A 24,802-nucleotide genomic window follows, 5' to 3' on the forward strand; every position below is an offset into this window, starting at 1 on the left:
ATGAATTCACAAACCGACCTCATCCCCACGTCCGCAGGCGCGCCGGCCGCTTCCGGCGACCCTGAAACCGCCCTCCATCACGCGCAGTTCGTCGAGTGGATGCGATCGGTCGCGCCCTACATCCACCGCTTCAACAACAAGACGTTCGTCGTGGGTTTTGGCGGCGAGGTCGTGCATCAGAACCTGCTCAACGCGCTCGTTTCCGACATCGCGCTCTTGCAGGCCATGGGTATCCAGATCGTGCTCGTGCACGGTTCGCGCCCGCAGGTCGAAGAGCAGATGAGCCTGCACGGCGTGGAGTCCGAGTTCTCGCACGGCATGCGCATCACCAATGCGCGCGCACTCGAATCCGCGAAGGAAGCCGCCGGCGAAGTGCGCCTCGATATCGAGGCCGCCATCAGCCAGGGCCTGCCGAACACGCCGATGGCGCACGCGCACATCAGCGTGGTGTCGGGCAATTTCGTGACCGCGCGGCCCGTCGGCATTCTCGACGGCGTCGATTTTCAGCACACGGGCCTCGTGCGCAAGATCGATGCCGACTCCATCCGTCACTCGCTCGCGAGCCGCAAGCTCGTGCTGCTCTCGCCGCTCGGCTTCTCGCCCACGGGCGAGGCGTTCAATCTGTCGATGGAAGACGTGGCGTCCGCCGCGGCCATCGCGCTGCGCGCCGACAAGATGGTGTTTCTCACCGAAACGCCGGGCCTCTACGACGAAGACGGCGGACTGATCCGCGAAATGTCGCTCGACGACGCCTACCGCCTGCTGGAAAGCGGCGCGGTGTCGGGCGACGCCGGGTTCTATCTGAAACACGCCATTCGCGCCTGCCGCGGCGGCGTGGCGCGCGCCCACATCATTCCGTACTCGCTCGACGGCAGCATCCTGCTCGAACTGTTCCTGCACGACGGCGTGGGCACGATGATCTCGTACGAGAACCTGGAGAGCCTGCGCGAGGCGTCGCCGGACGACGTGGGCGGCATCCTCACACTGATCGAACCGCTCGAGACAGACGGCACGCTGGTGCGGCGCGGGCGGCACCAGATCGAACGCGACATCGACCACTTCTCGGTCATCGAGCACGACGGCGTGCTGTTCGGCTGCGCCGCGCTGTACCCATATCCGCAGGAGCGCATCGGCGAAATGGCGTGCCTCACGGTTTCGCCGGAGGCTCAAGGCGCAGGCGACGGCGAGCGGCTCCTGAAGCGTATCGAGCAGCGCGCGAGGGCACGCGGCCTCACGCGCATTTTCGTGCTCACCACGCGCACGGAGCACTGGTTCCTGAAGCGCGGCTTCGTGAAGGCGTCCGTGGACGACCTGCCCGAAGACCGGCGCCGGCTCTACAACTGGCAGCGCAAGTCGCTCGTGCTGATGAAGCAGCTCTGAGCGGCGCCGGGACGGCGCGGCTGGAACAGCGTGCAATAGTGTGCCTTCCCGCCTCGCCTTGCGCAGCGAGGCAACAGAAAACAGAAACCGGGCCGCCTCGAACACACCGTGGCGCGGCCCCTATACCGATCAACCCGATCCAACACGACATCGCGAGACCTCACCCGCGATCATTCGAATCTCAGGAAGGAGAAGCACAGCATGGCTCGTATGGTTCAATGCGCGAAGCTCGGCAAGGAAGCCGAAGGCCTCGATTTCCCGCCGCTGCCGGGCGAACTCGGCAAGCGCATCTACGAAAGCATTTCGAAGGAAGCGTGGCAGGCGTGGCTCAAGCAGCAGACGATGCTCATCAACGAGAACCGTCTCAACATGGCCGACCCGCGCGCGCGCCAGTACCTCATGAAGCAGACGGAGAAGTTCTTCTTCGGCGAAGGCGCGGACCAGGCGTCGGGCTACGTACCGCCTACGCAGGGCTGAGGGTTTCGGCGCGGCGAGCGGTGTCGTTCGCGTTTGAGGCGGGTCGCAGAGCCGCCTCACCGCGCCTGATCGTCTTCCTCCCTGCCGCCTTAATGGGGCCCACTCGCGGGGCTCCCTCGCGGACCCCACCGCGGTGTTCATCGCGCTGCGGTCCAGCGTCCGCTGGACCGCGCAAGCCTGCCTCCCGGTACGCGCCACGGCCGGCCGGTTTGCACGATCTTCTGTCATCGTGCTAACATGCACCCCGTTTTCAACAGCAATTCACCTTCATTCGCGTTCAATACGCCTACGGGTTCCGTCGCACATGCGTGCACTTCCCGTCGAGCCGGTTGAACTGTTCTTTCAACGGCGCAAGCCAGCCTCCGTCACCTGACGAGCCCGGCGGCGCCATCAAGCGTCTGTTTTCGCATCGCTCCACTGAGCGGCATCGAGCCGCCCTGATGCGAAACCAGCACCTTCGACGAGTGCAATTTCGCGACGATCCGCACGCGGCCCCGGCCACCAGGTCCGGCTTCATGAGGCATCGTTTTTCCGTTCGCTGAACGGGCCACACGCGCGCCGTGACGGCACGCCGCGGCGCGTCGCCTGCCGCAAAACCGTTCGGCCCGCGCGCGGCACTTCTCGCGAAACTGCACTTTTCCGGCAACCGTGGCGGACCGCTCACGCGCTCGGCCGCAGTCACAGGAGTTCAAGACCTTGACCGCATCCACCAACGGCTTCTGGCGAAACGCAGAACGAAACGCAGAAAGCGGCAACAGCAGCACCACGCGTCTCACCGTGGACGACATCACCGTCGTCGATCACAGTCTGCTCAAACGCGCGGTCGGCGCCATGGCGCTCGGCAACGCAATGGAGTGGTTCGATTTCGGCGTGTACAGCTACATCGCCGTCACGCTCGGCAAAGTGTTTTTCCCGTCCAGCAGCGCCTCGGCGCAATTGATTGCGACGTTCGGCACCTTCGCGGCCGCGTTCCTCGTGCGGCCCGTCGGCGGCATGGTGTTCGGCCCGCTCGGCGATCGCATCGGACGCCAGCGCGTGCTCGCGATGACGATGATCATGATGGCCTGCGGCACGTTCGCGATCGGCCTGATTCCTGACTACGCGACGATCGGCATTCTCGCGCCCGTGCTGCTGCTCGTGGCGCGCCTCGTGCAAGGCTTCTCGACGGGCGGCGAATACGGCGGCGCCGCGACCTTCATCGCCGAATATTCGACGGACAAGCGCCGCGGCTTCATGGGCAGCTTCCTCGAGTTCGGCACGCTGATCGGCTACGTGCTGGGCGCGGGCACCGTGGCGCTGCTCACCGCGACGCTTTCCGAACGCGCCCTGCTTTCGTGGGGCTGGCGCGTGCCGTTCCTGATCGCCGGGCCGCTCGGGCTGGTGGGCCTCTACATCCGCATGAAGCTCGAAGAAACGCCCGCGTTCCGGCGCGAGGTCGAAGCGCGCGAAACGCGCGAGGCCGCCGACAAGGCTCAGCTGCAGCCCACGTTCCGCCAGATCCTCGTGCAGCAGTGGCGCCCGCTGCTGCTGTGCGTGGGACTCGTGCTGATCTTCAACGTGACGGACTACATGGCGCTCTCGTACCTGCCGAGCTACCTTTCGGCGACGCTGCACTTCAACGAGACGCACGGCCTCTTTCTCGTGCTGATCGTCATGGTGCTGATGATGCCGATGACGCTTGCTGCCGGCCGCCTCTCCGACACGCTCGGCCGCAAGCCCGTGATGCTCGCGGGCTGCATCGGGCTCTTCGTGCTCTCCGTTCCCGCACTGTTCATGATCCGCACGGGCGAGATGCTGCCGGTCTTCGGCGGTCTGCTGATACTCGGCACCCTGCTCTCGTGCTTCACGGGCGCGATGCCCGCCGCCTTACCCGCGCTCTTTCCGACCTCCATCCGCTACGGCGCGCTCGCCATCGGCTTCAACGTGTCCGTGTCGCTGTTCGGCGGCACGACGCCGCTCGTCACGGCGTGGCTTGTGGACACGACGGGCAACCTGATGATGCCCGCCTACTATCTGATGGGCGCCTCGGTGATCGGCATGGCGGCCGTGGCGGCGCTGCGCGAAACGGCGCGCAAGCCGCTGCCCGGCTCCGCGCCCTGCGTGGCCTCGCCGGCCGAAGCACACGCGGTACTGCGAGGACACCGCGTGGCCGAGGAGCTGGACGACGAGGAAGACTACGCGGTGGCGGTGCGGGTCTGAAGGCCTTGTGACTGTGAGGCGGGTTCTCGGGGCGGTCGCGCTGGGGGCGGTCGCGCTGGGGGCGGTCGCGCTGGGGGCGGTCGCGTTTGGGTCGTCGCGTTTGGGTCGTCGCGTTTGGGTCGTCGCGTTTGGGTCGTCGTATTGGAGCCGTCGCGTTTTAGCCGGCGACGTCTGAACCACCAGCGTTCGAGTCACCACCATTGGCGCCCTCGACGCCAATCCGGCTCACCGTCCACGCACGCGCTACTCGACGAGCCGCGCGAGCGTCGCGGACACGCGGCCTGCCTCGATCACGAGCATCCCTGCCGATACCGGCAGCCTGAAGCGTCGCGGCCCGGCGCTGCCGGGGTTCACGAACAGCACGCCGTCGCGCGTTTCGATCACGGGCTTGTGCGAATGACCGGTGACGACGACGTCGATGGCGCGCTCGCCTAGCGCCTCGCGCGCCGCGCGCAGATCGGCGATGTCGTGGACCACGAGAATCGTCCGCTGCTGCACCGTCAGCGTGGTGTGCAGCGGCAACGGCTCCGCCCATGCGCCCACGTCGTTGTTCCCGCGCACGGCGGTGACGGGCGCGATGCCGGCGAGCGCCTCGAGCACCGCGGGGTCGCAGATGTCGCCCGCGTGCACGATCGCGTCGCAGCCCTGCAGATGCCGCAGCGCTTCGGGACGCACGAGGTTGTGCGTGTCGGAGATCAGGCCAATGCGATGGACGCGCGCGTTTCGGGTCGAAGCCATGGTTTCAAGGCACGGACGAACGATGCAGATCAGGCGGCGTGCGCGCCACCCGGCCTCCGTGACCCAGCCAGCGCTTCGTCATACCCTGCACCAGCACCGACACGAGCGCCGCGCAACCGAACGCCGGCAGCGTGCCGGCATGCGGGAGCAGCGCCGCGGCCACGATGAAGAACGCCGCGAACGACGCCCGCCCGACCACCATGCCGCGCATCAGGCGCGCGACGAAATCCGCGCCGTGCGCGCGCTGCGCCGACACGGCAAGCACGCTGCCGAGCAGTGGAAACACCGAAAGCACGCCGCTCCACGCCGCACCGAGCGATGCCGACAGTTGCGTCACCGCGAGCGTCAACGCGGCACCCATCGCCATGCGCAGTACGAGATCGGTGCGGGTTATGCGCGCAGCCGGCACGGTGCCTTGCGCACGCGGCAGCCACGTCTGCGATACGGTCACGGCCACGCCCGCCGCGCCCAACGTCCACGCGGCGCCGTCCGGCAGATGCACGAGCAGCGCGGCCACGACGAGCCACGCCGCAAGGCCCGCAGCAAGCGCGAGGGGCCAACGGGTCTCCCAGCCCGGACGGCGGCAGGTCCAGGCATAGGCAAAATTGAACGCTTCGGATGCGGCAATCGCTGCAACGGATGCCGCGCAGGCACGCGCGCCGAATACCGGACCGCGTTCGAGCACGAGCAGCAGCACGATGGGCCCGGCCACCACCGGCAAGCCCGCGAGCCAGCCCGCCACGGCGGGCCCCCAGACGCGTGCGGCCAAGGCCAGCGAAACGAGAAAGGCCGGAACGAGCGCGAGTTTGAGAGCGAGCATCGTCGCGATCCGCGATGAGTGAAGGGAGCGGACGATTATCGCCGATGAAGCCGGGACAGGCTCACCGCGCACTCACCGCGCACTCACTCCGCCGCGCCGTGCGCGATGAAGTGCACGGCGAGCCATACGGTGGGCAAATCCGGCGCTTCGAAGTCCGTATAGACCACGCGATGCCGGCAATGCGCCGGAATGCGCAGGTAGTCGCCGGGACGCAGCGTACGGATCGACGGCTCGCCTTCGAATTCGAGCGCCGCGCCGCCCGAGAGCAGTACGACCCATTCGTCACGCGGATTGTCGTACCAGAAGCCGGGCGGACTCGCCTGCCCCGTGGAAACGATGCGCTCGATCGTCACCTCGCGATCGTCCACGAGGGTGTCGAAGCGTTCCTCGTCGGACGGCGTAGCTGCAAGCGCCGCGAGCGCCCCAAGCGAAGCGAAGTCGAACAGATTGCCCGATTCGGGCTTTCGGGCGCGGGGCATGTCGGGCTGCATGGCGGTCCTCACGTCGGCTGTCACGTTCACTGTTCACTGTTCATTGTTCACTGTTACGTCGGCTTGCATCCCGGTTCTCAGGCAAGCGGCTCGAGTGCGCCCAGCAGCGTGGGTATAAGTTCGCTCACGGTCGGGTGAATGTGCATGGCGCGCATGAGCGTGGTGTAGGGCGCGCGCGCCGTCATCGTATCGATGAAGGTGTGAATCGCCTCGTCGCCCTCGATACCGAATATCCCCGCACCCAGAATCTGCCGCGTCTCGCGGTCCACGAGCACCTTCATGAAACCGTCGGTCTCACAGCGTTCGCGCGCGCGGCCCACGCGCGACATCGGCATGGTCGCGATCAGCGCGGGCTTGCCGCTCGCGCGCACCTCGGCTTCGGAACGCCCCACGCGCGCAAGCGGCGGATCGACGAACACCGCGTAGGCGGGAATGCGGTCGTCCACGCTGCGCGCCTCGCCGTCGTTCGCGCCCAGCAGATTGGCGCGGACAATCTCGAAGTCGTCGTAGGAGGTATGCGTGAAGGCGCCGCGTCCGTTGATATCGCCAATGGCCCAGACGCCTTGCACGTTGGTGCGCAACTGGCCATCGACGGGCACGATGCCGTGCGCGTTCACCGTGATGCCGGCGGCGTCGAGGCCGAGGTCGTCGGTATTCGGAATGCGTCCGGTCGCGAAAAGCAGATGCGATGCTTCGAGCGTCTGCCCGCCGAGCGCGATGCGCACGGCTTCACCGTTCGCGCCCGCGGGTTCGAGTCGCTGCGGCTCCACGCCGAAGCGGAACTCGACGCCCTCGCGCGCGAGCACCTCCTGCACACCGCGCGCGAAATCCTCGTCCTCGCGAGCGAGCACGCGAGCGCCGCGCACGATCACCGTTACGCGGCTGCCGAAGCGGCGGAACATCTGCGCGAATTCGAGCGCCACGTAGCTGCCGCCCACGATCGCGAGATGCTCGGGCAGCACGCTCACGTCGAGCAGCGAAGCGTTGGTGTGATAGCGCACGCGCTCGATGCCTTCGACCTGCGGCACCGCCGCGCGCGTGCCCGTGTTGATGAAGATTTCGGCGGCTTCGAGCGCGTGCACGGCGTCGCCGCCGCTGTCGTCCATGCCTTCATCCACGCTCACCGAATGCGGGCCCGTGAAGCGCGCATGGCCCGTGAAGACGGAGACATTCGGGGCTTCTCGCAGCCACTTCTCCACGCCGCTGCGCGACTGGCCGATCACGCGGTCTTTGCGCGCCTTGACTTCGGCAAGATCGACGGTGACAGGACCCGCCACGTGCACGCCGTAATCGGCGGCGTGCCGTACGACATGCGCGGCGCGCGCGCTCGCCACATAAGTCTTCGTGGGCGTGCAGCCAACATTCACACAGGTCCCGCCGAATGCGGCCCGCTCAATCACGGCCGTCTTGCGCCCGCTCTTGCCGAGTTCGACCGCGAGCGGCGCGCCGCCCTGCCCGGTGCCGATCACGATTGCATCGAAATGCTTCGCTCTGTCCGCCATGTTCGCGTCTCCTCGGAATGGATCGCACGGCCCGGGGCACGCGGCCCGGGCCGTGCGCGTCGCCCATCGCGTCGCCCATGTTACGCCCCGCTGCGAAAACCCACGCGGCCGGTGTACACGGCAAGTCCGCAGCCAATACGACGTGCGAAACACATAGAGAGAAGCAAAAAAAAGAGCCGCCTCGCGGCGGCTCACAGGGTATCGGTGAAACGACATGGGCAGCCGCTCCACCGTGGGAAGACGATGCACTCAGGCGTGGCAGTGCTCCGCGCCGAACAGTTCGCGCGAGCGTTGCAGCGCGGCGCGGGCGCCCTGGGTCGCAACCATGAAGCCGACCTGGCTCAGGTTGAAATCGGTCGAGACCATCATCTGCATGAGGCTCACCATCGGCAATACGACGGCCGGCTGGTAAAGCTGTCTTTCGATGAAGTCCCGCATGATCTGCTCCCGGTGCACTGCACTGCGCGGCGCCCGCCCAGGGCAGATACCGCTTTTCGATGGAAGCATTGTAGGGACGCGCAGACTGCGGATAAATCGGCCAGCCGCGAAGTCACTTGTCGCGAAAAGCAAACAATCGGGGAGAGGGAGGAACCGCGAGGGGGGCCTGGCCGCGACAGCCCGGAAGTTGGGAGGACCGGCCCACGAAGAGCTTTTCGCAACAGGCTGGGTCGCGTCAAGCAAGCTGCAGCAGGCCGAGCCGGGACCCGGATGGCCCGCGGCAGGCCGAGCCGTGACAAGCCCCCACGCCCGACCCGCGCCTTACTCCAGTGGCGCCCCAACAAACTCCGGCAGCGCTTCCGCGCGCGCCGAAAACGCCGCGAGCGCAGGATAGCGCCCCGCGTCCACGGCGCCCGGCAGGATGAACTGCGTGAACCGCCACGCCACGGCCACCGTGATGTCGGGCTGCATCAGCCGGTCGCCGGCGAGCCACGCGCCGTTGCCGCAAGCCGCCACGAGCGGTTCGAGCACGTCGTACGCGGCGTGCATCTGCTTCTGCACGCGCTCCACCCACGGTTCGTGCTGGCGTTCTGCAGGACGCAGGTTGCGCTCGTAGACGATCTGGATCGTCTTTTCCATCGCGGCGAGCGCGAAGCCGATCACGCGCAGCGCGGCGAGCCGCGCCTGCGGGTCCTCGGGCATGAGCCGGCGCGCAGCGGGCACCTTGTGATCGAGGTGGTCAAGGATCAGGCTCGAATCGATCAGCAGCGTGCCGTCGTCCTCGACGAGCGTCGGCGCCTTCACGACGGGATTGACGCGCGCGAACTCGTCGAAGTGCCTGAACACCGAGACGCTGCGATGCTCGAACGGTATGCCGAGCACGGCGAGCGAAACGGCGACGCGGCGCACGTAGGGAGAATCCATCATGCCGATCAGTTGCATTCCGAGCCTCGCTTGTTGGGAGTTTGAGCGCCGTGGGTTTAAACGTCGGTTGGGTGGCACGGCGGAGGTGTATTAGACCGCACCGCCATGACAACGCGCAACGGCACGGCAGCGCGCCGCCCATACCGGCGTTCCCTACGCCGCCGGCGCCCCGCTCAACCCGCCGTTTCCGGCTGAGCTTCCAGCCGGTCGCGCCGCGCCTCCAGCCCCTTCGTCAATTCCAGCGCCTGACGCTCGAAGAGCCGCCGATACACGCCGCCCGCCGCCCGAATCAACGTGTCGTGGCTGCCCTCCTCCACCACGCGCCCGCGCTCCAGCACGAGCAGCCGGTCCAGCGCGCGCACCGTGGAGAGCCGGTGCGCGACCACGATGGTCGTGCGACCCACCATCAGGCGCTCCATCGCTTCCTGGATCAACGCCTCGCTTTCGCTGTCGAGGCTCGACGTGGCTTCGTCGAAGATCAGCACCGGCGCGTCGGCCAGGAAAGCGCGCGCGATCGCCACCCGCTGGCGCTCGCCGCCCGAGAGCTTCACGCCGCGCTCGCCCACGAGCGTCGCGTAGCCGTCGGGCAACGCGACGATGAACTCGTGCGCATGCGCGAGCCGCGCGGCCCGCTCGATCTCGGCCTGCGTCGCGCCCGGCCGCCCGTACGCGATGTTGTCGGCAAGCGAGCGGTGAAACAGCAGCGGCTCCTGCTGCACGATGGCAATCTGCGCGCGCAGCGACGTCTGCTGGACAGCGGCGATGTCCTGGCCGTCGATCGTGATGCGACCGCCGTCCACGTCGTAGAGCCGCTGGATCAGCTTGATGAACGTCGTCTTGCCCGAACCCGAGTGGCCGATCAGCCCTACGCGTTCGCCCGGCGCGATGCGCACCGAAAAGTCCGAGTAAAGCGGGCTCGCGAGTGCGCCGTAGCGGAACGTGACGTGCTCGAAGCGGATCTCGCCGCGCTCCACCACGAGCCTGCCCGCGCCCGGCCGGTCAACGACCCCGAGCGGCTGACTCTCCAGTGCGACCAGCTCTTCCATGTCGTTGACCGAGCGCTGCAGATTACGCACGAGCATCCCGACGTCGCGCAGATAGCCTTGCAGCACGAGGAACATGGTGAGCGCGAACGCGATGTCGCCCACGCCGGCGTGGCCGCGCATCCACAGCACGAGCGCCGTGCCGAGCATGGCCGCCTGCAGCGCCGCGAGCATGACGTTCTGCACGCCGCCGTTCGCCGTGCCGCGCAGCCAGGTGCGCCGCGTGCGGTCGCGCCACTTGCCGATGATGCGCGAGAGCCGCATTTCCTCGCGCAGCTCGGCGCCGAATGCTTTCACGACAGCGTTGCAGGTGATGGCGTCGGCGAGCGCGCCGCCCATGCGCGTGTCCCACGCATTGCCGAGGCGCGCCGCGGGCGCCACCACAGCGAGCGAAAGAAACGCGGTCACCGCGATGTAGACGACAGCGCCCACGCCCACCACGAGCCCCATCACGGGCCAGTGCAGACCGAGCACGACGGTCGCGCCCACCAGCATGACGACGGACGGCAGCAGCCCGAGCAGCAGCGTGTCGTTGAGCACGTCGAGCGCCCAGATGCCGCGCGTGATCTTGCGCACCGTCGAGCCGGCGAAGCTGTTCGCGTGCCAGTCGGTGGAAAAGCGCTGCACGCGATGGAATGCGCGCGCGGCGATGTCGCTCATCATCCTGAGCGTGAGCGACGTGAGGTTGAAGAACGTCACGTAGCGCAACAGCGCCGCACCGAGGCCCATGCCGACGAGCGCCGCGAAGGCGACGAGCGCTTCATTCGCCGCGTGCAGTCTGCCGTGCGAACCGGCGTGCGCGCCCGCCGCGAGCGCATCGACGAGCCGGCCGGAGAACATGGGCGTGAGCACGTCCGCGAGCGCGGTGACGAGCGCCAGCGCCACGAGCAGCCCCGCGCGCCGCGGCTGCAGACGCCACTGCGCGAAGGTAAAGCCGAGCACGCTTCTGAAGGCGCGGCCACCCAGATCCAGTTTTTTTCGAGTCATATGGGTATGCCGAGGCGCGCGGCGCCCCGGTCCAATCGAGTCAACGGAAGATCGAAAGGCACGGCGAACACGATGCGGGCGCGATGCAGGTGCAATTGACCCACATCGGCCTACGCGTCAGCCATGCTGAATTGCGGAAAATCTTCGGAAAATGCGCGGCCGCTTTCCTGACCTTCTGGAACTTCAGGAGCGGGCCGGGCGAGCGCCGCGACCTATCGTCGTGGTCGGACTGCCGTGCCCATGAAAAGGACGGCTGCGAGCGTTGTGTTCATCATCTGACGCCTCCTTTTCATGAAGTTGGGGGAACTGCGGGAAGAACGCGAAGTGTAGCAGCGGCTGTTGAAACGAGACAAGGCAGCACTACGGCAAGTGCGGTTATTCGGCCACGGGTTCGCGCGGGTTCACGCGGGTTCACGCGGGTGCGCACAGGTGCGCGCAGGTACATACCCCGCACGTGAGTAAAGCGAACCGCGAGCGAGTCTGGATCGCCTGCGGTCGAACTGCGGCCCAACCGCGAGCGAAACTAGGCCGACGGCAGATCGCGCACGTCCGCGATGGGCGCCGAGCCGAACGCGTCGCTCAGCGCGTAGTCGATCAGCTTCGCTGCCGCCGCATCCGGTGTAGAGAGAGCGCCGCTCGCCTTCAGTTGCTCGAAGCGCTCGATCATCGGAAAGCGCTCGGCGCTGCTTGCGCGGATGGTGGCCTGCATGCCGGTGTCCACCACGCCGGGCGCGAGGCTGCAAATGCGCAGCGCAGCGTTGGCGTCCTGCGCGACGGCGCGCGCATGGTGGTCAAGCGCGGCCTTGGTCGCGCAGTACACGCTCCAGCCCGCGTAGGCATTGCGCGCCGCGCCGCTCGACACGTGCACGATGCGGCAAGCCATCGCGCCGCCCGTGCTCGACGCAATCGACGCAAGTGCGCTCGACAGCATCAACGGCGCCGCCACGTTCAGGCTCACCGCGCGCGCCACCGCTGCCACGTCCTGCGTATCGAGCGGCCCGATCGGCTCCACGACGCCCGCATTGTTGAAGAGCAGCACGAGGTCCGCGCCTTCGACGAAGCGCGCGAGCGCGTCGCCGGACAGCCACGCCTCGAGGCGCGCCGTGTCGGAAAGATCCAGCTCCGTTTCGACGAAGCGGCCGCCTGCCGGCTCGCTCGCGAGCTTGCCCGCAAGCGGATGACGGCTGCGCGACACGCCGAGCACGTCGATGTTCCGCTGCAACAGCTGCGTCGTGAGCGCGGAGCCAAGCCCGCGCGTGTGGCCGGTCACGATGGCGCGCACGGGTCCCACGGCCGGGACGCCCGAAGAGAGGTTCGTCATGTCGATTCGAGTCGCAAAGAGGAATGGGGGCTATTCTGCCACGCAGCAAATAAAGGTGCAGAAGCGGGTGCAGAACGGCTACAGCGCGCCTGCCGACAGCGCCCCGAACCATTTCGGCGATAATCGCAGCCGTTCCCGCGCCCGCTATCGTGTGTCCTGCGTCGCGCTCTGTCCCCATCGGCCGCGCGATGCAGCCACCCGTCGAGCCACTCACGTAGCAATCCAGGTCCCACCGCCTTCCGCAACCGTCCGCCCTCGCCCATGAGCAAGACCGCCCGTCCGCCACGCCAGATCGATACCCTGCTGCACGAAGCCGTGGCCCTGCAACAGAACGGCGCCCACGCGGAAGCCGAGGAACTGTATCGCGACATCCTCGCGCAGCGCCCGAAGCACTTCGACGCCATGCAGTTGCTGGGCGCGCTGCTGCTCCAGTCCGGGCGTCTGGACGAAGGCATCGCGCTGCTGAAAAAGGCGGTCTCCATCAACGGCATGCAGGCGCCGCTTCATTCGAATCTCGCCTACGCGTACAACGTCCAGCGGCGCTTCAGCGAAGGGCTCGCGAGCGCCAATCGCGCGCTCGCCTTGCAGCCCGATTTCGTCGATGCGCTGAACAACCGCGGCAACGCGCTCGCCGGGCTCGATCGCCCCGCCGAGGCGCTTGCGAGCTTCGAGCGCGCGCTCGCGTTGCAGCCCGGCTTTGCACAGGCCTGGAACAACCGCGCCTGCGTGCTGCGCGATCTGGCCCGTCCCGCGGATGCCCTCGCCAGCTGCGATCAGGCCATCGCGTTGCAGCCCGCCTACGCCGACGCCTGGAGCAACCGGGCCAATGCACTGAGCGATCTGAACCGGCCCGACGAAGCGCAGTCCTGCTACCTGCGCGCGCTCGAACTCTCGCCCGCCTTCGCAGACGCCTGGAACAACCTGGGCCTCACGCTCGTTGACCTCAAGCGCCACGACGAGGCGCTGCAGTCGTACGAACGCGCGCTCGCGATCAACCCGAATTTCGCGGAGGCGCACTGGAACCGCGCGCTGTGCCTGCTGCAAATGGGCCGCTTCGACGAAGGCTGGCGCGAATACGAGTGGCGCTGGCAGCGTCACCGTATCCAGGCCTCGCAGCGCCACTTCGACGCGCCGCTCTGGCTTGGCCAGTTCCCGCTGCAAGGCAAGACGATTCTGCTGCACGCCGAACAGGGACTCGGCGATACGCTGCAGTTTTGCCGCTACGCGTCGCTGGCAGCGGCGGCCGGCGCGCAGGTGGTCTTCGAAGTGCCGGCGGAACTGAAGCGGTTGCTCGCCGGGCTCGAGGGCGTGACGCAATGGGTGGACGAAGGCGAGCCCGAAGATCAACCGCTGCCGCCCATCGACTGCCACGCGCCGCTGTTGAGCCTGCCGCTCGCGTTCGGCACGAATCTCGCGAGTATTCCGGCGCCTACGCCATACCTGCATGCCGATGAGCAAGACGCGCAACGTTGGGCCGAGCGGCTCAAGAGCCACGACGGCGGCAACGACGCACACCACCACGCCCGCCCGCTGAAAGTGGGCCTCGTATGGGCAGGCGGCCACCGCGCGCACGTCGCCGAACTCAGAAAAACCGACGCACGCCGCTCGATTGCACTCGACCAGTTGAAGCCGCTCTTCGACGTACCCGGCGTGCAGTTCTACAGTCTGCAAAAAGGCCCGCCCGCGCAACAGCTGACCGCTGCGCCGGACCTCGCCGCACGCATCGTCGATTACACGAACGAACTCGCCGACTTCGCGGATACCGCCGCGCTGGTCGACAACCTCGATCTCGTGATTACGGTGGACACGGCCGTGGCCCACCTGGCCGGTGCGATGGGCAAACCGGTGTGGATCATGAACCGCTTCGACACCTGCTGGCGCTGGCTGCTCGAACGCAACGACAGCCCCTGGTACGCGAGCGCGCGGCTCTTCCGGCAACCGGCGCTCGGCGACTGGGCCAGCGTGATCGCGGCGGTGCGTGAAGCGCTCGTGGAGCGGGCATCGAACCCGGACGTAGCCACGCCGCCTGATTCCGCAAGGTAACGGGCAACAGAACAGGCGACGCGAGCGGCAACGTCGACGCGAGCCACGGTCGCTCCACATTCTCGCGCGGCGATGAATGGCGCACACAGGTCGCCTGCTTGTGTCTGCTTATACCGGCTTACGCTCGCTTGCGCGCGCTGCGCCCTCCCTCGCGGACCTTCGCCAGACTGACCGCCGGCCTGGCCACGCCGCTCTCCATCGCCTGAAGCGGCGCGCCGTTTCTCCGCCACTTCGGCCGACGCCCCGCTGGCCTCTCTTGCGTATCCGCACACACGAAGCCGTCGTTGCGGAACGGCGCACCTTCAGCAACGAAAAAGTGGACCGACAAATCAGGTAGGGCCTTGGGTCTCGCCTGGGGTCACGCCTGGGATCTCGCCTGGGGTCTCGCCTCGAGCGAGTCCTTTCCCGACGCCTGCTTCGCAAGCGCCGACGAGCACGTGAAGCCCAGTCCGGAAGACGACGCCGCGAACGACATCTAGCAGGAGAGACGCACATGCGTGCGACCAACGAGACATGAAGACAGGCACGCAGCACGCGCCGCATGGCGGCACCGCCGACTGGAAGTCGGCACAGATGGCCCGGTTCCGCACGCTTGCGGATTCGCTTCGCACGATGATCGCCGCGATCGAAACGAAGCACGATGAAATCGCGTCGCTGCGCAGGGCCGTGTGCGAATCGGCACGCGCCGCTGCGAGAAGGCAGCCGCAGATGACGGACGTCGCCGAATTGATCGAAACGACGTTCGTGCTGACGTCGCCGTGCCATCTGGGAACCGCGCGGTGCGTGGCGGCCGATATGCAGCGCGTGCTCGAACGCGCCATTGCCTGCCTGCGGGAACTGCCCGATGCAGAGGCGGCAAGCGGACCGCCCGGCAAAACGCTTGGCACAACGATGGAAGAACTGCTCGGCAACGTCGGGAAGACCGGGCGCTCGCTATCGCAACTGCTCGCCAACGCGGAGCGGGAAATTCAGACACTGCAGGCGGCGTTCATTGAATTTTCAGTTTGATGGCCGGACGGAAAGCGTGAAGCAGGCGAGCCAACCCGACCGTTGCGCAGCACGGTGCAACACGTCGACCTGCGTCACGGCCGCCCCCCGTCTGATTCGCGCGGCGGCCTCAGTCCCTGCCCGACCAGCGGATCTGACGCGTGCGCGTGCGCAGATTGATGCGGTCCGACAGGAGCGACGCAAGAATCTGCAACGTCTGCAGCCGGGACGGCTCGGGTACCCGCGGCTTGCGGTCGATCACACAGAGCGCGCCCAGCGCATAGCCCTCGTAATCGTAGAGCGGCGCACCCGCGTAAAACCGGATGGTGGGTTCCGCCGTGACGAGCGGATTGGACTTGAAGCGGCTGTCGGCGGTCGCGTCCTCGACCACAAATACGTCCTTTTGCAGGATCGTGTAGTTGCAGAACGCCCAGGCCCGCGGCGTTTCGGGCACCGTCAGTCCGTAGCGCGCCTTGAACCACTGCCGGTCGGGTGTCAGCAGCGTAACGAGGCAGATGGGCACGTCGAACAGGCCGGCGGTCATTCTTGCTATGGCGTCGAAGTCGGGCTCGTCCGCCGTATCCACGAGCAGCGTGCGGGCAACGGCGTGCAAGCGGGCAGTCTCGTCGGGCGGCACAGGATAAAGAGGCTGCACGTCAGCCGGCTTGTTCTGAGCGGCCAGGAACAATCCCTCCGTCAGGACTTCCGGCTCGAAGTCCGTTGCCAGCACCTGGATACGCCGCTCGGCACCCAGATCGATGCGCACCTGCTCGGCCGATGCCTCGGAGACGACCGCGATGCGACTGTGCGCGAGCAGTTGCGACGTGACGAGGCGCCGCACGAGACCAAGCCGCTCCCAGTCGGAGCGGCCCAGTTCCACGACGATCAGCGCCGGCGTGAGACGCCCGGCCGCCACCAGGCCGGAGAGCGCGTCGTGCTCGGTCGTGACGCTCACGCCCGGCAAGGATGCCAGCGCGGCGCGGCACTTGCGCGCCAGCTCGTCGCTGCCGATCACGAGCACGGGAACCGACGTGGACGATTCGCGCGCGACCAGACGTTCGCGCAGCGCGAGCACGTCCTCCCGACGCACGCGCCGATGACCGCCCGGCGTCTTCCACGACGCCACGATCCCCTGCTCTATCCACGTCTGCACCGTGCGGATGGAAACGCCCAGCAGACGCGCAGCCGCACTCGTGGTCAGGATCGATTCGTTCATGAGCGCGCAGCTCCTTGATTCGTGTGGCCGTAATAATACTGAATCAATGAGAAACGAAACAGAAAAACAACAAATTCGGCAAATTTGAAAGTTTGCAAAAATCTTTCATGTTATGCTCCACTCCGTTGCACACTCCTGCTGACACCCCGGTCAGACAGGCTTTTTTGGGCCGGCCTACACGCCGGCCCTTTTTTATGGGATCATTTTCGCGCTCATCCCAACGCCACTGCGCAGGTAAAAAATGGAAAAAATTAAAGTAACGACCACCACGGTCGATACTTAGTCATACCGTGGTTGCCGCGTCGTCCCAAGCGCCGCCCCCGTCAAGCAATACGAACGCCGACAGGCGCAAAGGAGCCGTGTGTGTCCCGCGAGTGCGAGAAACCTGCCTATTCATTCCTGGCGAGGCAGCCCATAGTCGATGCGCAATGCCGGGTGGTCGGCTATGAGCTGCTGTTCCGCAGCGGCTTCGAGAATCACGCCGTCATCGTGGACGCGGTGGCCAGCACGCTCTCCGTGCTCGCCACGTCCATGACGGGACTCGGTCTCGAGGAAACGGTGGCGGGCAAAGACTCGTTTCTCAACTGCACCGAAGAGGTGTTGCGCTCGCCGTACCTGCGCCTGTTGCCGCCTCGCCGCTTCGTGCTCGAGGTGCTGGAAAGCTGCGCGCACACCGCCGAACTCATTGCGGTATGCGCGAGACTGCGCCGCAACGGCTTCAGAATCGCGCTCGACGACGTAAGAGGCCCGTTGCCGAAGGCTGCGCCCATCCTTGCGCAGGTCGACATCATGAAACTCGACTGGCCCTTCATCGAGCGCGACGACCGGGCTTTGCTGTGCCACACGCTGGCGGATGCCGGCAAGACGGTCCTCGCCGAAAAAGTCGAGACCTGGGATGACTTCTGCGCGGCGAGAGATGCCGGCGCGTCGTTGTTTCAGGGATATTTCTTCTGCAGGCCCGAGACCCTCAGGGCCCGCAACGTGTCGCCGTGTGCGGCTCCGGTATTGCGGGTGATCGAACTGGTACTCGGCAATGCGCCGCACTCGCGCGTTGCCCTGGCGGTCGCCGACACGCCGCCGCTCCTCGCGCAGTTGCTGCGCCTCGCCTCCGCGGCCCCGACCGTGCCCGGAGCGGCACGCCATGTCGTGGATTCCATCGAGGCCGCGCTCACGATCGTGGGCATCGACGTCCTGATCCACTGGTGCGCCCTGCTCCTCTACCTCAACCGGTTGCGGCCGGAGGACGATCCGCTCGCGCAACTGGCGGCACAACGCGGGTCCGTCATGGCTTCGTACATCGGCCATCGCCATCCCGAAGACGAACGGCTGGTGCGGCAGGCGCGACTGACCGGAGCGCTGTCGCTGCTCCACGTTGCACACGACAGTGAAGCGGCTGCGTTCTGGGAAACCTTCCCCATCGACGCACGCATACGCGCGGCCATCGTGGGAGAAGAAGGGCTTCTTGGCAGCGCACTGGCTTTCGCGCGGTCGGTAGAGTCGGGAGCGTTCTAGCAAACGTGTTCCGGCGATCGATGCATGCCTTGAAGCGGCAAGCGTGTGCGCCGCGCAGTCTAACCGGCGCCACGCGCAACAACAGATGCAGAAAACAGTTCAATAAAAGAGCACGGGGATTGCAAACATGGACTTCAAAAAAATGATGGCGCGCTCGAGCCGCGCCGCAGTGCCAAAGCGCACGCGTGCATCCCGCGTCCACGCTCGCCGCTGCACCTCAAGCCGGGGACACCGCGCACGACCGGGAACACTTCTGATTTGCGAAGAAAGAAATGTGAGCCGCGCTGGTTAAAAAAATCCTGACACCGCAATTTGCGAATTTCAGTAAATCGGGTTATCTGCCGACATAACGCATATCAATACACGTAAGGAAGAAAGCATGAAATCAATGACTGTGGGCCAAAAGCTTGGCGTAGCGTTCGGTATCGTCGTCGTCATTTCGTTGATTGGCAGCGCGATCTCGATATTCAATTTTCTGAAGCTCAATCAGGCGAATGGCTGGAACATTCACAGCTATCAGGTTCTGCGCGCAAATGACGACATGCTCACCAACATGGTGAACATGGAGACCGGTGTGCGCGGCTTCGTCGCCTCGGGCGAGGACCGCTTTCTGGAGCCGTACAAGACCGGACGCGCGCAGTTCGCGACGTCGCTCGAGCTGGTCCGCGGCCTGACTGCGGACAATGCGGCCCAGCAGCAGCGCCTCGACACGCTGCGCGAGATGCATCAGAAGGTGGCGGAAATCGACGAGAAGCTGATCGCCATGCGGCGTGACGTCAACGCCGGCACGCAGCCCGCCAACGTGTTGACCGACTACTTCAAGCAGGGCAACGACAAACAGTTCATGGACCGCTATCGTGCCGTGTCCGCTGAACTCAATCAGGCCGAGCAGTCGCTGCTCGATCAGCGTTCGAGCGAAGTGGCCAGCATGACGACGTCGACCAAGCTGACGCTCGCCGCGGCCGGCACCATGACGGTCATCCTCTCGGTCGCGCTCGGCTTCTTCATTACGCGCAGCATCACGCGAGCGTTGGGTGGTGAACCTGCCGACGCCGCCACCGTGGCAGGCCGCATTGCCGAGGGCAATCTCGAGCTGCCGGTGCCGGTGGCGCCCAACGACCGAAACAGCCTGATGGCGTCGCTCGAATCGATGCGCCGGCAATTGAGCGGCATCGTTTCCGAAATCCAGACCTCGGCGCAAGCCATCACGACGTCAGCGGGCGAAATCGCACAGGGCAATCTGGACCTCTCGCAGCGCACCGAAGAGCAGGCGGCCTCGCTTCAGGAAACGGCGGCCAGCATGGAGCAGTTGACCGCCACGGTGCGTCAGAACACGGAGAACGCGAAGCAGGCCAACGCGCTTGCCGGCAACGCCCGTGATGTCGCCATGCGCGGCGGCGAAGTCGTGAACCAGGTCGTGGAATCCATGCGTGCGATCTCGAGCAGCTCGGGCAAGGTTGCCGAAATCATTACTGTCATCGAAGGCATTGCTTTCCAGACCAACATCCTTGCGCTCAACGCAGCCGTGGAGGCCGCGCGCGCAGGAGAACAGGGTCGCGGGTTCGCCGTGGTGGCGGGCGAAGTGCGCACGCTGGCGCAACGCAGCGCGAGCGCGGCGAAAGAGATCAAGGATCTCATCACGAGTTCGGTGGAAAGCGTGGCGCAGGGCTCCGAGCAGGTCGAAAGAGCCGGCACGACCATGACCGATATCGTGCAGTCCGTGCGGCGAGTGACCGACATCATGGGCGAGATCGCCTCCGCCTCCGACGAGCAGGGAACCGGCATCGAGCAGGTCAACGTCGCGGTGGGCCAGATGGACTCGGTCACGCAGCAGAACGCCGCGCTCGTGGAGCAGGCGTCGGCCGCCGCGCAGTCGATGGCGCAGCAGGCCACCGCACTGCGCGAGGTAGTCGGCGTCTTCAGGATTGGACGGGCACGCAGCTAGGCGCCCTCGCGCCGCCCACGCGTTACGAGAGAGAGTTGGCGCTGACGCCGCTCAGCAACAGCGCCAGTTGCAACGCAGAGACCACGAGAATCAGGGCGATCGCACCGATCGCCACCACGCGCCCTGCTCTCGCCGAACGTATGCGGTAACGCAATGCGAGCCGGGCAAGCGTCCGGTTCGCCCCGACGCTGCCAAGACCGATCATGGCGACCGTCGTCGCGACGCCCGTTGCCATCGCGAAGGTCGCAACGACGCCGGCGGCAAGCGCGCCATTCGCCATCGACGTCACCAGCGCGAAGATCGCGCCGATACACGGCCGCATGCCGGCCGCGAGCCCGAGCGTCGCGATCTGTCTGATTCGCGAACGCGCCCGTTCTTTCGGAAGCGGACGGGTGTCGGCGGTTGCGCGGACAAGGGCGGGGCTCGCGCCTGCTGCGAGGCGAGGCCTCTCTTGCGCTACGCGAGTCAACCGGGTTCGCAGATACGCGCCCCCGACAGCTTCGTCGCCGCCCCTCACGTCGACGGCGTCTGACGCCGTCTGCGCCTCGCCCGCGCTTTCGTCGCGCGCGAGCCTGACGACCGGCGCTTCGTCACAGCATTGGTTACGCGCGCCACGCGACCTGATGGCCCAGGCGCTCGTCACGCAGAGCAACAGGTAGCTCACCGTCTCCATCGACGCGGCGCGCGGCATCACGCTCATGAGACCTGCGTGCGTGAACCACGCGGCGCCCAGCACCAGCCCGATCGCGCAGAACGCCTGCACCGTGGCCGTCCACGCGCTCAGTAGCACGGCGTCCGCGACGCGCGCGCGACGAGATCCGAGCCAGGTGCCGACCACGAGCTTGCCGTGGCCCGGACCCAGCGCGTGTAGCGCGCCGTAACCGAACGAGACGACGACGAGCGTCGCCCAGGCGGCCAGCGAAGCGCCGTGCGACCACTGAGCCATGAACCCTTCGATGCGGCCGTTCCAGGCCGCCTGCAAGCGCAGCCAGTCGCCGACGCCAGCCCGCACGAAATCGGGCACGTCGCTGTACCACCACGACGGGGCGGCCGTTACGCTGTCGGACGCCGCGGGGGTGACTGCGGTGGTGGAAGCCGCGCCCGTCGGTTGGCCGAAGACGTCCAGCGCTTCGGCATGCGCGTGGATGCAGGTCACGCACAACACGGTCATGGCAAGCAGGGAGGTAAGCGCCGCGCGTCCGCGACCGTGCACGCTGCCGCGCAGCGTCCGGCCGAAAGCGGCCGCGCGACGGGCGCACGCACCACGCAGAACCCGAGGCAGATCGACTAGCATGCGATGGCGCTCGCGTGAGGCAATACGAAGCCATTGAAGATGGGATGTGCCTTGTCGACGAAAGACCGGATCGAGCAGGCACTGGAGGCCCCAGTCCCGAGCGACACTGCCTCGCCCGAATCCATCTCGTAGTCGACGTAGTAAGACGGGTCCCACACGCCCAGTTCCACGTTCTTGCCGCGCACGTCCACAGGCGCAGCAAGCGGCAGCCGGAACGCGTAGGTAACCTTGCCGTCCTCCACCGACACCTGGAAGCCGGTAGGCGCGCCAAAGGCCTGCGCGCTACCGTCGACGAAAAGATGGGTGAAGTACGAAGCATGGGCGAGCGACACGAATGCCTCGTCGTGGAAGCGCTTCGTCAGCGCTGCGTCGAGCAGGCCCTGCGCCGGCATCTGCCCGACACCGACGAGTTGAACCGGAAAGCCTTCCGTAAAGCGCCAGCGTTCGTCGAGCGCCACGATGGAGGTGCCGCTCATGCGGATGCTCGCCGTGTAGGCAACCCACACGTGGGGGTGGGCTTGCGCGAGGCTTGCAGAAACCAGCAGACACGCAAGAACGGCTCGTACCAACAAGGCAGGAAAACGGCTGACGTGAGGCATCAGGTGGACGTCCGGCGATGGCGAAAAATGCTGCGCATTATCGCACTGCACCGTGACGTGCAGCGGCTTCGTCCGTCGCGCCGCATTCGGGTGTGGACGCCCGGCCGCCGCGCCGACGCCTTATGGTTCGTCGACGCCGTCTCGCCCACAGGCGCGAAGGCGCGGACGAAAAGGGACTAAAAGCGGACTAAAAAGGGACTACCGCGAGCGCACCGCCACCTGGTTCGGCAAGGTAAAGAGGCGCACCGCCTCGTCCAGTACGTTCGCCTGATTGGTGAGGCTTTCGGCCGTAGCGGCACCCTCTTCGACGAGTGCCGCGTTCTGCTGGGTCGCATCGTCCAGCTGCACCACCGAGTTGTTGATGCTGTCGATGCCCTGAGACTGTTCGACACTGGCATTCGCGATTTCCTGGACGATCGCATACACGCGCTGCATGTTCGATTCGATTTCGACCATGCGGCCCGCGGCCCCGGCAACGCTCTCGCCCGCCGCCTGTGCGACGGTCGCGTTGGTATCCACGATCTCCTTGATTTCGCGCGCCGCCGTTGCGCAGCGTTGCGCGAGTCCGCGCACTTCGCCCGCCACCACGGCAAAGCCCTTGCCCGTTTCGCCCGCACGGGCCGCTTCCACCGCCGCGTTGAGCGCGAGGATGTTGGTCTGGAACGCGATGCTGTCGATCGTCGTGACGATCGCGCGGATCTGGTCGGACGAACGCGAGATGCCCTGCATGGTGGACTCCGTCTGCCGGATCGCATCGCACCCGCCGCGCGTCGCGGTCTGCGCGCTTTCCACGATGCTGTTCGCCTGGGTCGCCGCGTGGGAATTGCTCTTGACGGTGGCCGTGAGTTCCTCGAGCGAAGCCGCGGTTTCCTCCAGCGACGCCGCCTGCACCTCGGTACGCCGCGACAGATCCATGTTGCCCCCGGCGATTTCCTGCGAAGCCACCTTCATCTGTTCGATCTGCGTGCGCACGTCGGAGACGATCGCAACCAGGCTCACGCGCAACTGCGCGAGTCCCCGCAACGTCTGGCTGGTGCACGTGCCCGAGGTGGCCGGCACATCCACCGTGAGGTCGCCCGCGGCCATGCGCGCCGCGATGTGGTCCACTTCGGCAATGCGGCGTTGCGCGCGCCTCGCCACGAAGCAGGCCGGCAGCCACGTGCCGGCCGCGACCATCGCGAGCGCGGCGCTCACGAGCGTCGCGCCCGACAACCGGTCTGCGAAGGCGAACAGCGATGCGACGGCAGCCATGCCCACTGCGCCCGTCATGAAGATATGCGCAGGCAGTCCCGCATCGCGCCACAAGTCGAGCGCATGGAGCGCGCCCACATGCACGACGCGGCCACCGCGCAGACACACGCCCTTCGCATGGCCGCTGCGCAGACGCGCATAAAGCGCCTCGGCTTCGCGAATCTCGGCACGCTCGGGTCGTGTACGCACACTGAGATAGCCGACCGTTTCGCCGTGCCGCACGATCGGCGTAACGTTGGCCCGCACCCAGTAATGGTCGCCGTTCTTGCGGCGGTTCTTCACGAGCGCCGTCCAGGAGCGGCCGGCCTTGATGGTCGCCCACATGTCTTCGAATGCCTGCGGCGGCATGTCCGGATGCCGGATCACGTTGTGCGGCTGGCCGATCAGTTCCTCGCGTGAAAAGCCCGAGACCTCGATGAAGGCCGGATTGCAGTACTCGATGTGACTGGAAAGATTCGTGGCCGACACCAGCATGCTCGACGCCGGATAGTCGTACTCCGAGCCCGTGACGGGAAGATTGTTGCGCATTGCGTCTCCTTCGCTTCTGCCGCGCAGGCAGATCGCCTGATGCTGTTCTTTTCGCGTTGCCGCACCCCGCTCGCCCGCCACGCCTGCCGGCTGCAAGACGCGAGGTGCCCATCTCTGAATGTCGACCTTCGCGCGCGTTGCCGAAGAGTTGGCAACGCGCGATTGCGGCACGCGTTTTCCTCGCGAAAAACGGTGAAACCGAAACGCCGGACGGCTATTCGATCTCGACGTGCCCGCCCTGCGAAAGCTGCGTGACGGCCGCACACAGGCGGTTCGCCTTCACGGGCTTGTCGAAATAGGCCGACGCCTGCACCGCCGCGGCGCGATCGCGGTATTGCGCTTCGGTGTGGCCCGTCACGAAGATCGCGGGAATGTTCGCGTATTGCGGGTTCGAGCGCATCGCGCGGCAGAAGTCGAAACCGTCCAGCGTGCCGCCCAGCACGATGTCGAGCACCACCACGTCGGGGCGCGTCTCTTTCAGCAGGGCGAAGGCCGCTTCCGCTTCGCCCACCGCCGATACCGTGCAGCCCGCGCGTTCGAGCGCCGCGGCGAGCACCTTGCGCGAAACGGCGTCGTCGTCCAGCACCATCACCGACTTGCCGGCGAGCGGACGCGGCCGTGGCCGGCGTTCATAGCTGATGCCCGCCGAGCGGCGCGCGCCCGAGAGCGCCACGCTGCCGCTCTCGTCTTGCGCCACTTCGCCGAGCGACGCGAGCGCGACGACGTGCGGCTTCCTGCCGCCATCGATCATGCGTTCGAGAGACGTGGGCGCGCCGAGAAACAGATCGAGCGAACTGTCCGCGCGAAACTTCAAGCCGCTTGCTCGCACGAGCGCCGAAAATTCGCGCACGAATTCCGCGGGGCGCCGATCCGCGAACGCGACATTGAAGACCGTGCCGCGCCGGGCCGCCGCAACGAGCGCCTGCCATGACGCGATGCCGGCCGCAGCGCACCCCGCTTCGACCCGGCCTAGCGTGTCGCCCGTGACGCCGTACGCCGCCGGGTCTGCATCAGCGGCGTCCACGATGGGAGCGGTCTCCACCGTGGCCCTCGTGGTGGCGTGGCGCGTGGTGCTGGCCGCAGTGGTAGTTCTCATCTGGCATCTCC

22 protein-coding genes are annotated in these 24,802 nt (G+C 66.6%); 8 read left to right on the forward strand and 14 right to left on the reverse strand.

What is annotated here, in order from left to right; all coding sequences use genetic code 11:
* Complete coding sequence (gene argA / locus PKKP23_RS03250) at positions 1–1,380, forward strand: amino-acid N-acetyltransferase (RefSeq protein ID WP_026122080.1); 1,380 nt, start codon at positions 1–3, stop codon at positions 1,378–1,380.
* A 201-nt stretch (positions 1,381–1,581) separates the two neighbouring features.
* Positions 1,582–1,857 carry an oxidative damage protection protein gene (locus PKKP23_RS03255; protein WP_042301091.1) on the forward strand — a complete coding sequence of 92 codons (276 nt, stop codon included), beginning with the start codon at positions 1,582–1,584 and terminating at the stop codon, positions 1,855–1,857.
* Positions 1,858–2,222: 365 nt separating this feature from the next.
* Here PKKP23_RS03255 and PKKP23_RS33995 read toward each other — a convergent pair whose 3' ends face one another.
* Positions 2,223–2,624 (reverse strand): hypothetical protein, encoded by a 402-nt coding sequence (locus PKKP23_RS33995; protein ID WP_168724518.1) that lies wholly within the window; start codon positions 2,622–2,624, stop codon positions 2,223–2,225.
* On the opposite strand from PKKP23_RS33995, the gene proP reads away from it, so the two are divergent.
* Positions 2,554–4,056, forward strand: a complete 1,503-nt coding sequence (proP, locus tag PKKP23_RS03260; RefSeq protein WP_126875764.1) for a glycine betaine/L-proline transporter ProP — start codon at positions 2,554–2,556, stop codon at positions 4,054–4,056. The two genes, PKKP23_RS33995 and proP, sit on opposite strands and share 71 nt — an antisense overlap.
* Positions 4,057–4,299: 243 nt before the next feature.
* On the opposite strand, the gene PKKP23_RS03265 is transcribed toward proP, so the two are convergent.
* The 8 genes from PKKP23_RS03265 to PKKP23_RS03300 form a co-directional block, all read right to left on the reverse strand.
* Positions 4,300–4,794 (reverse strand): metallophosphoesterase family protein, encoded by a 495-nt coding sequence (locus tag PKKP23_RS03265; protein ID WP_126875765.1) that lies wholly within the window; start codon positions 4,792–4,794, stop codon positions 4,300–4,302.
* Between the two features lie 4 nt (positions 4,795–4,798).
* On the reverse strand, positions 4,799–5,614 hold the full coding sequence (locus tag PKKP23_RS03270; RefSeq protein ID WP_126875766.1) for a hypothetical protein: 816 nt from the start codon (positions 5,612–5,614) through the stop codon (positions 4,799–4,801).
* An 83-nt stretch (positions 5,615–5,697) separates the two neighbouring features.
* Entirely contained in the window at positions 5,698–6,093 is a 396-nt protein-coding gene (locus PKKP23_RS03275; protein WP_126875767.1) for a cupin domain-containing protein, read from the reverse strand.
* A gap of 89 nt (positions 6,094–6,182) precedes the next feature.
* Positions 6,183–7,607 carry an FAD-containing oxidoreductase gene (locus PKKP23_RS03280; RefSeq protein ID WP_126875768.1) on the reverse strand — a complete coding sequence of 475 codons (1,425 nt, stop codon included), beginning with the start codon at positions 7,605–7,607 and terminating at the stop codon, positions 6,183–6,185.
* A 249-nt stretch (positions 7,608–7,856) separates the two neighbouring features.
* Positions 7,857–8,045 (reverse strand): hypothetical protein, encoded by a 189-nt coding sequence (locus PKKP23_RS03285; protein ID WP_017777947.1) that lies wholly within the window; start codon positions 8,043–8,045, stop codon positions 7,857–7,859.
* A gap of 321 nt (positions 8,046–8,366) precedes the next feature.
* Positions 8,367–8,987, reverse strand: coding sequence for a glutathione S-transferase family protein (locus PKKP23_RS03290; protein WP_017777946.1), 621 nt, complete (start codon positions 8,985–8,987; stop codon positions 8,367–8,369).
* Positions 8,988–9,142: 155 nt separating this feature from the next.
* A complete protein-coding gene (locus PKKP23_RS03295) occupies positions 9,143–10,999 on the reverse strand; it encodes an ABC transporter ATP-binding protein (protein ID WP_126875769.1) in 1,857 nt (618 codons plus the stop codon).
* 523 nt (positions 11,000–11,522) lie between these two features.
* The gene (locus PKKP23_RS03300; protein WP_126875770.1) at positions 11,523–12,320 is read right to left on the reverse strand and encodes an SDR family oxidoreductase; all 798 of its coding nucleotides are present in this window, start codon (positions 12,318–12,320) and stop codon (positions 11,523–11,525) included.
* 261 nt (positions 12,321–12,581) lie between these two features.
* Here PKKP23_RS03300 and PKKP23_RS03305 point away from each other — a divergent pair, with 261 nt between their 5' ends.
* The 3 genes from PKKP23_RS03305 (at position 12,582) to PKKP23_RS03310 (ending at position 15,371) form a co-directional block, all read left to right on the forward strand.
* Positions 12,582–14,363 (forward strand): tetratricopeptide repeat protein, encoded by a 1,782-nt coding sequence (locus PKKP23_RS03305; RefSeq protein WP_126875771.1) that lies wholly within the window; start codon positions 12,582–12,584, stop codon positions 14,361–14,363.
* A 341-nt stretch (positions 14,364–14,704) separates the two neighbouring features.
* Positions 14,705–14,842 carry a hypothetical protein gene (locus PKKP23_RS33715; RefSeq protein WP_161978063.1) on the forward strand — a complete coding sequence of 46 codons (138 nt, stop codon included), beginning with the start codon at positions 14,705–14,707 and terminating at the stop codon, positions 14,840–14,842.
* A gap of 34 nt (positions 14,843–14,876) precedes the next feature.
* Positions 14,877–15,371, forward strand: coding sequence for a hypothetical protein (locus PKKP23_RS03310; protein ID WP_126875772.1), 495 nt, complete (start codon positions 14,877–14,879; stop codon positions 15,369–15,371).
* A gap of 109 nt (positions 15,372–15,480) precedes the next feature.
* On the opposite strand, the gene PKKP23_RS03315 is transcribed toward PKKP23_RS03310, so the two are convergent.
* Positions 15,481–16,566, reverse strand: coding sequence for a helix-turn-helix domain-containing protein (locus PKKP23_RS03315; RefSeq protein ID WP_126875773.1), 1,086 nt, complete (start codon positions 16,564–16,566; stop codon positions 15,481–15,483).
* A gap of 363 nt (positions 16,567–16,929) precedes the next feature.
* On the opposite strand from PKKP23_RS03315, the gene PKKP23_RS03320 reads away from it, so the two are divergent.
* Positions 16,930–18,078 (forward strand): EAL and HDOD domain-containing protein, encoded by a 1,149-nt coding sequence (locus tag PKKP23_RS03320; protein ID WP_161978064.1) that lies wholly within the window; start codon positions 16,930–16,932, stop codon positions 18,076–18,078.
* A gap of 379 nt (positions 18,079–18,457) precedes the next feature.
* Positions 18,458–20,023: a methyl-accepting chemotaxis protein gene (locus PKKP23_RS03325; RefSeq protein ID WP_126875775.1), complete on the forward strand. Its 1,566-nt coding sequence runs from the start codon at positions 18,458–18,460 to the stop codon at positions 20,021–20,023.
* A 22-nt stretch (positions 20,024–20,045) separates the two neighbouring features.
* On the opposite strand, the gene PKKP23_RS03330 is transcribed toward PKKP23_RS03325, so the two are convergent.
* The 4 genes from PKKP23_RS03330 to PKKP23_RS03345 all read right to left on the reverse strand — a co-directional run bounded on the left by PKKP23_RS03330 (position 20,046) and on the right by PKKP23_RS03345 (position 24,791).
* Entirely contained in the window at positions 20,046–21,317 is a 1,272-nt protein-coding gene (locus tag PKKP23_RS03330) for a nickel/cobalt transporter (protein ID WP_126875776.1), read from the reverse strand.
* Positions 21,311–21,916 (reverse strand): DUF1007 family protein, encoded by a 606-nt coding sequence (locus PKKP23_RS03335; RefSeq protein WP_126875777.1) that lies wholly within the window; start codon positions 21,914–21,916, stop codon positions 21,311–21,313. The genes PKKP23_RS03330 and PKKP23_RS03335 overlap by 7 nt, the downstream gene beginning before the upstream one ends.
* Before the next feature lie 198 nt (positions 21,917–22,114).
* Positions 22,115–23,695: a methyl-accepting chemotaxis protein gene (locus tag PKKP23_RS03340; protein ID WP_168724519.1), complete on the reverse strand. Its 1,581-nt coding sequence runs from the start codon at positions 23,693–23,695 to the stop codon at positions 22,115–22,117.
* Between the two features lie 214 nt (positions 23,696–23,909).
* Positions 23,910–24,791, reverse strand: a complete 882-nt coding sequence (locus tag PKKP23_RS03345; protein ID WP_126875779.1) for a response regulator — start codon at positions 24,789–24,791, stop codon at positions 23,910–23,912.
* Positions 24,792–24,802 lie beyond the last annotated feature (11 nt).

The organism is Paraburkholderia kururiensis JCM 10599 = LMG 19447, assembly GCF_003986935.1.
Classification (GTDB): Bacteria; Pseudomonadota; Gammaproteobacteria; order Burkholderiales; family Burkholderiaceae; genus Paraburkholderia; species Paraburkholderia kururiensis.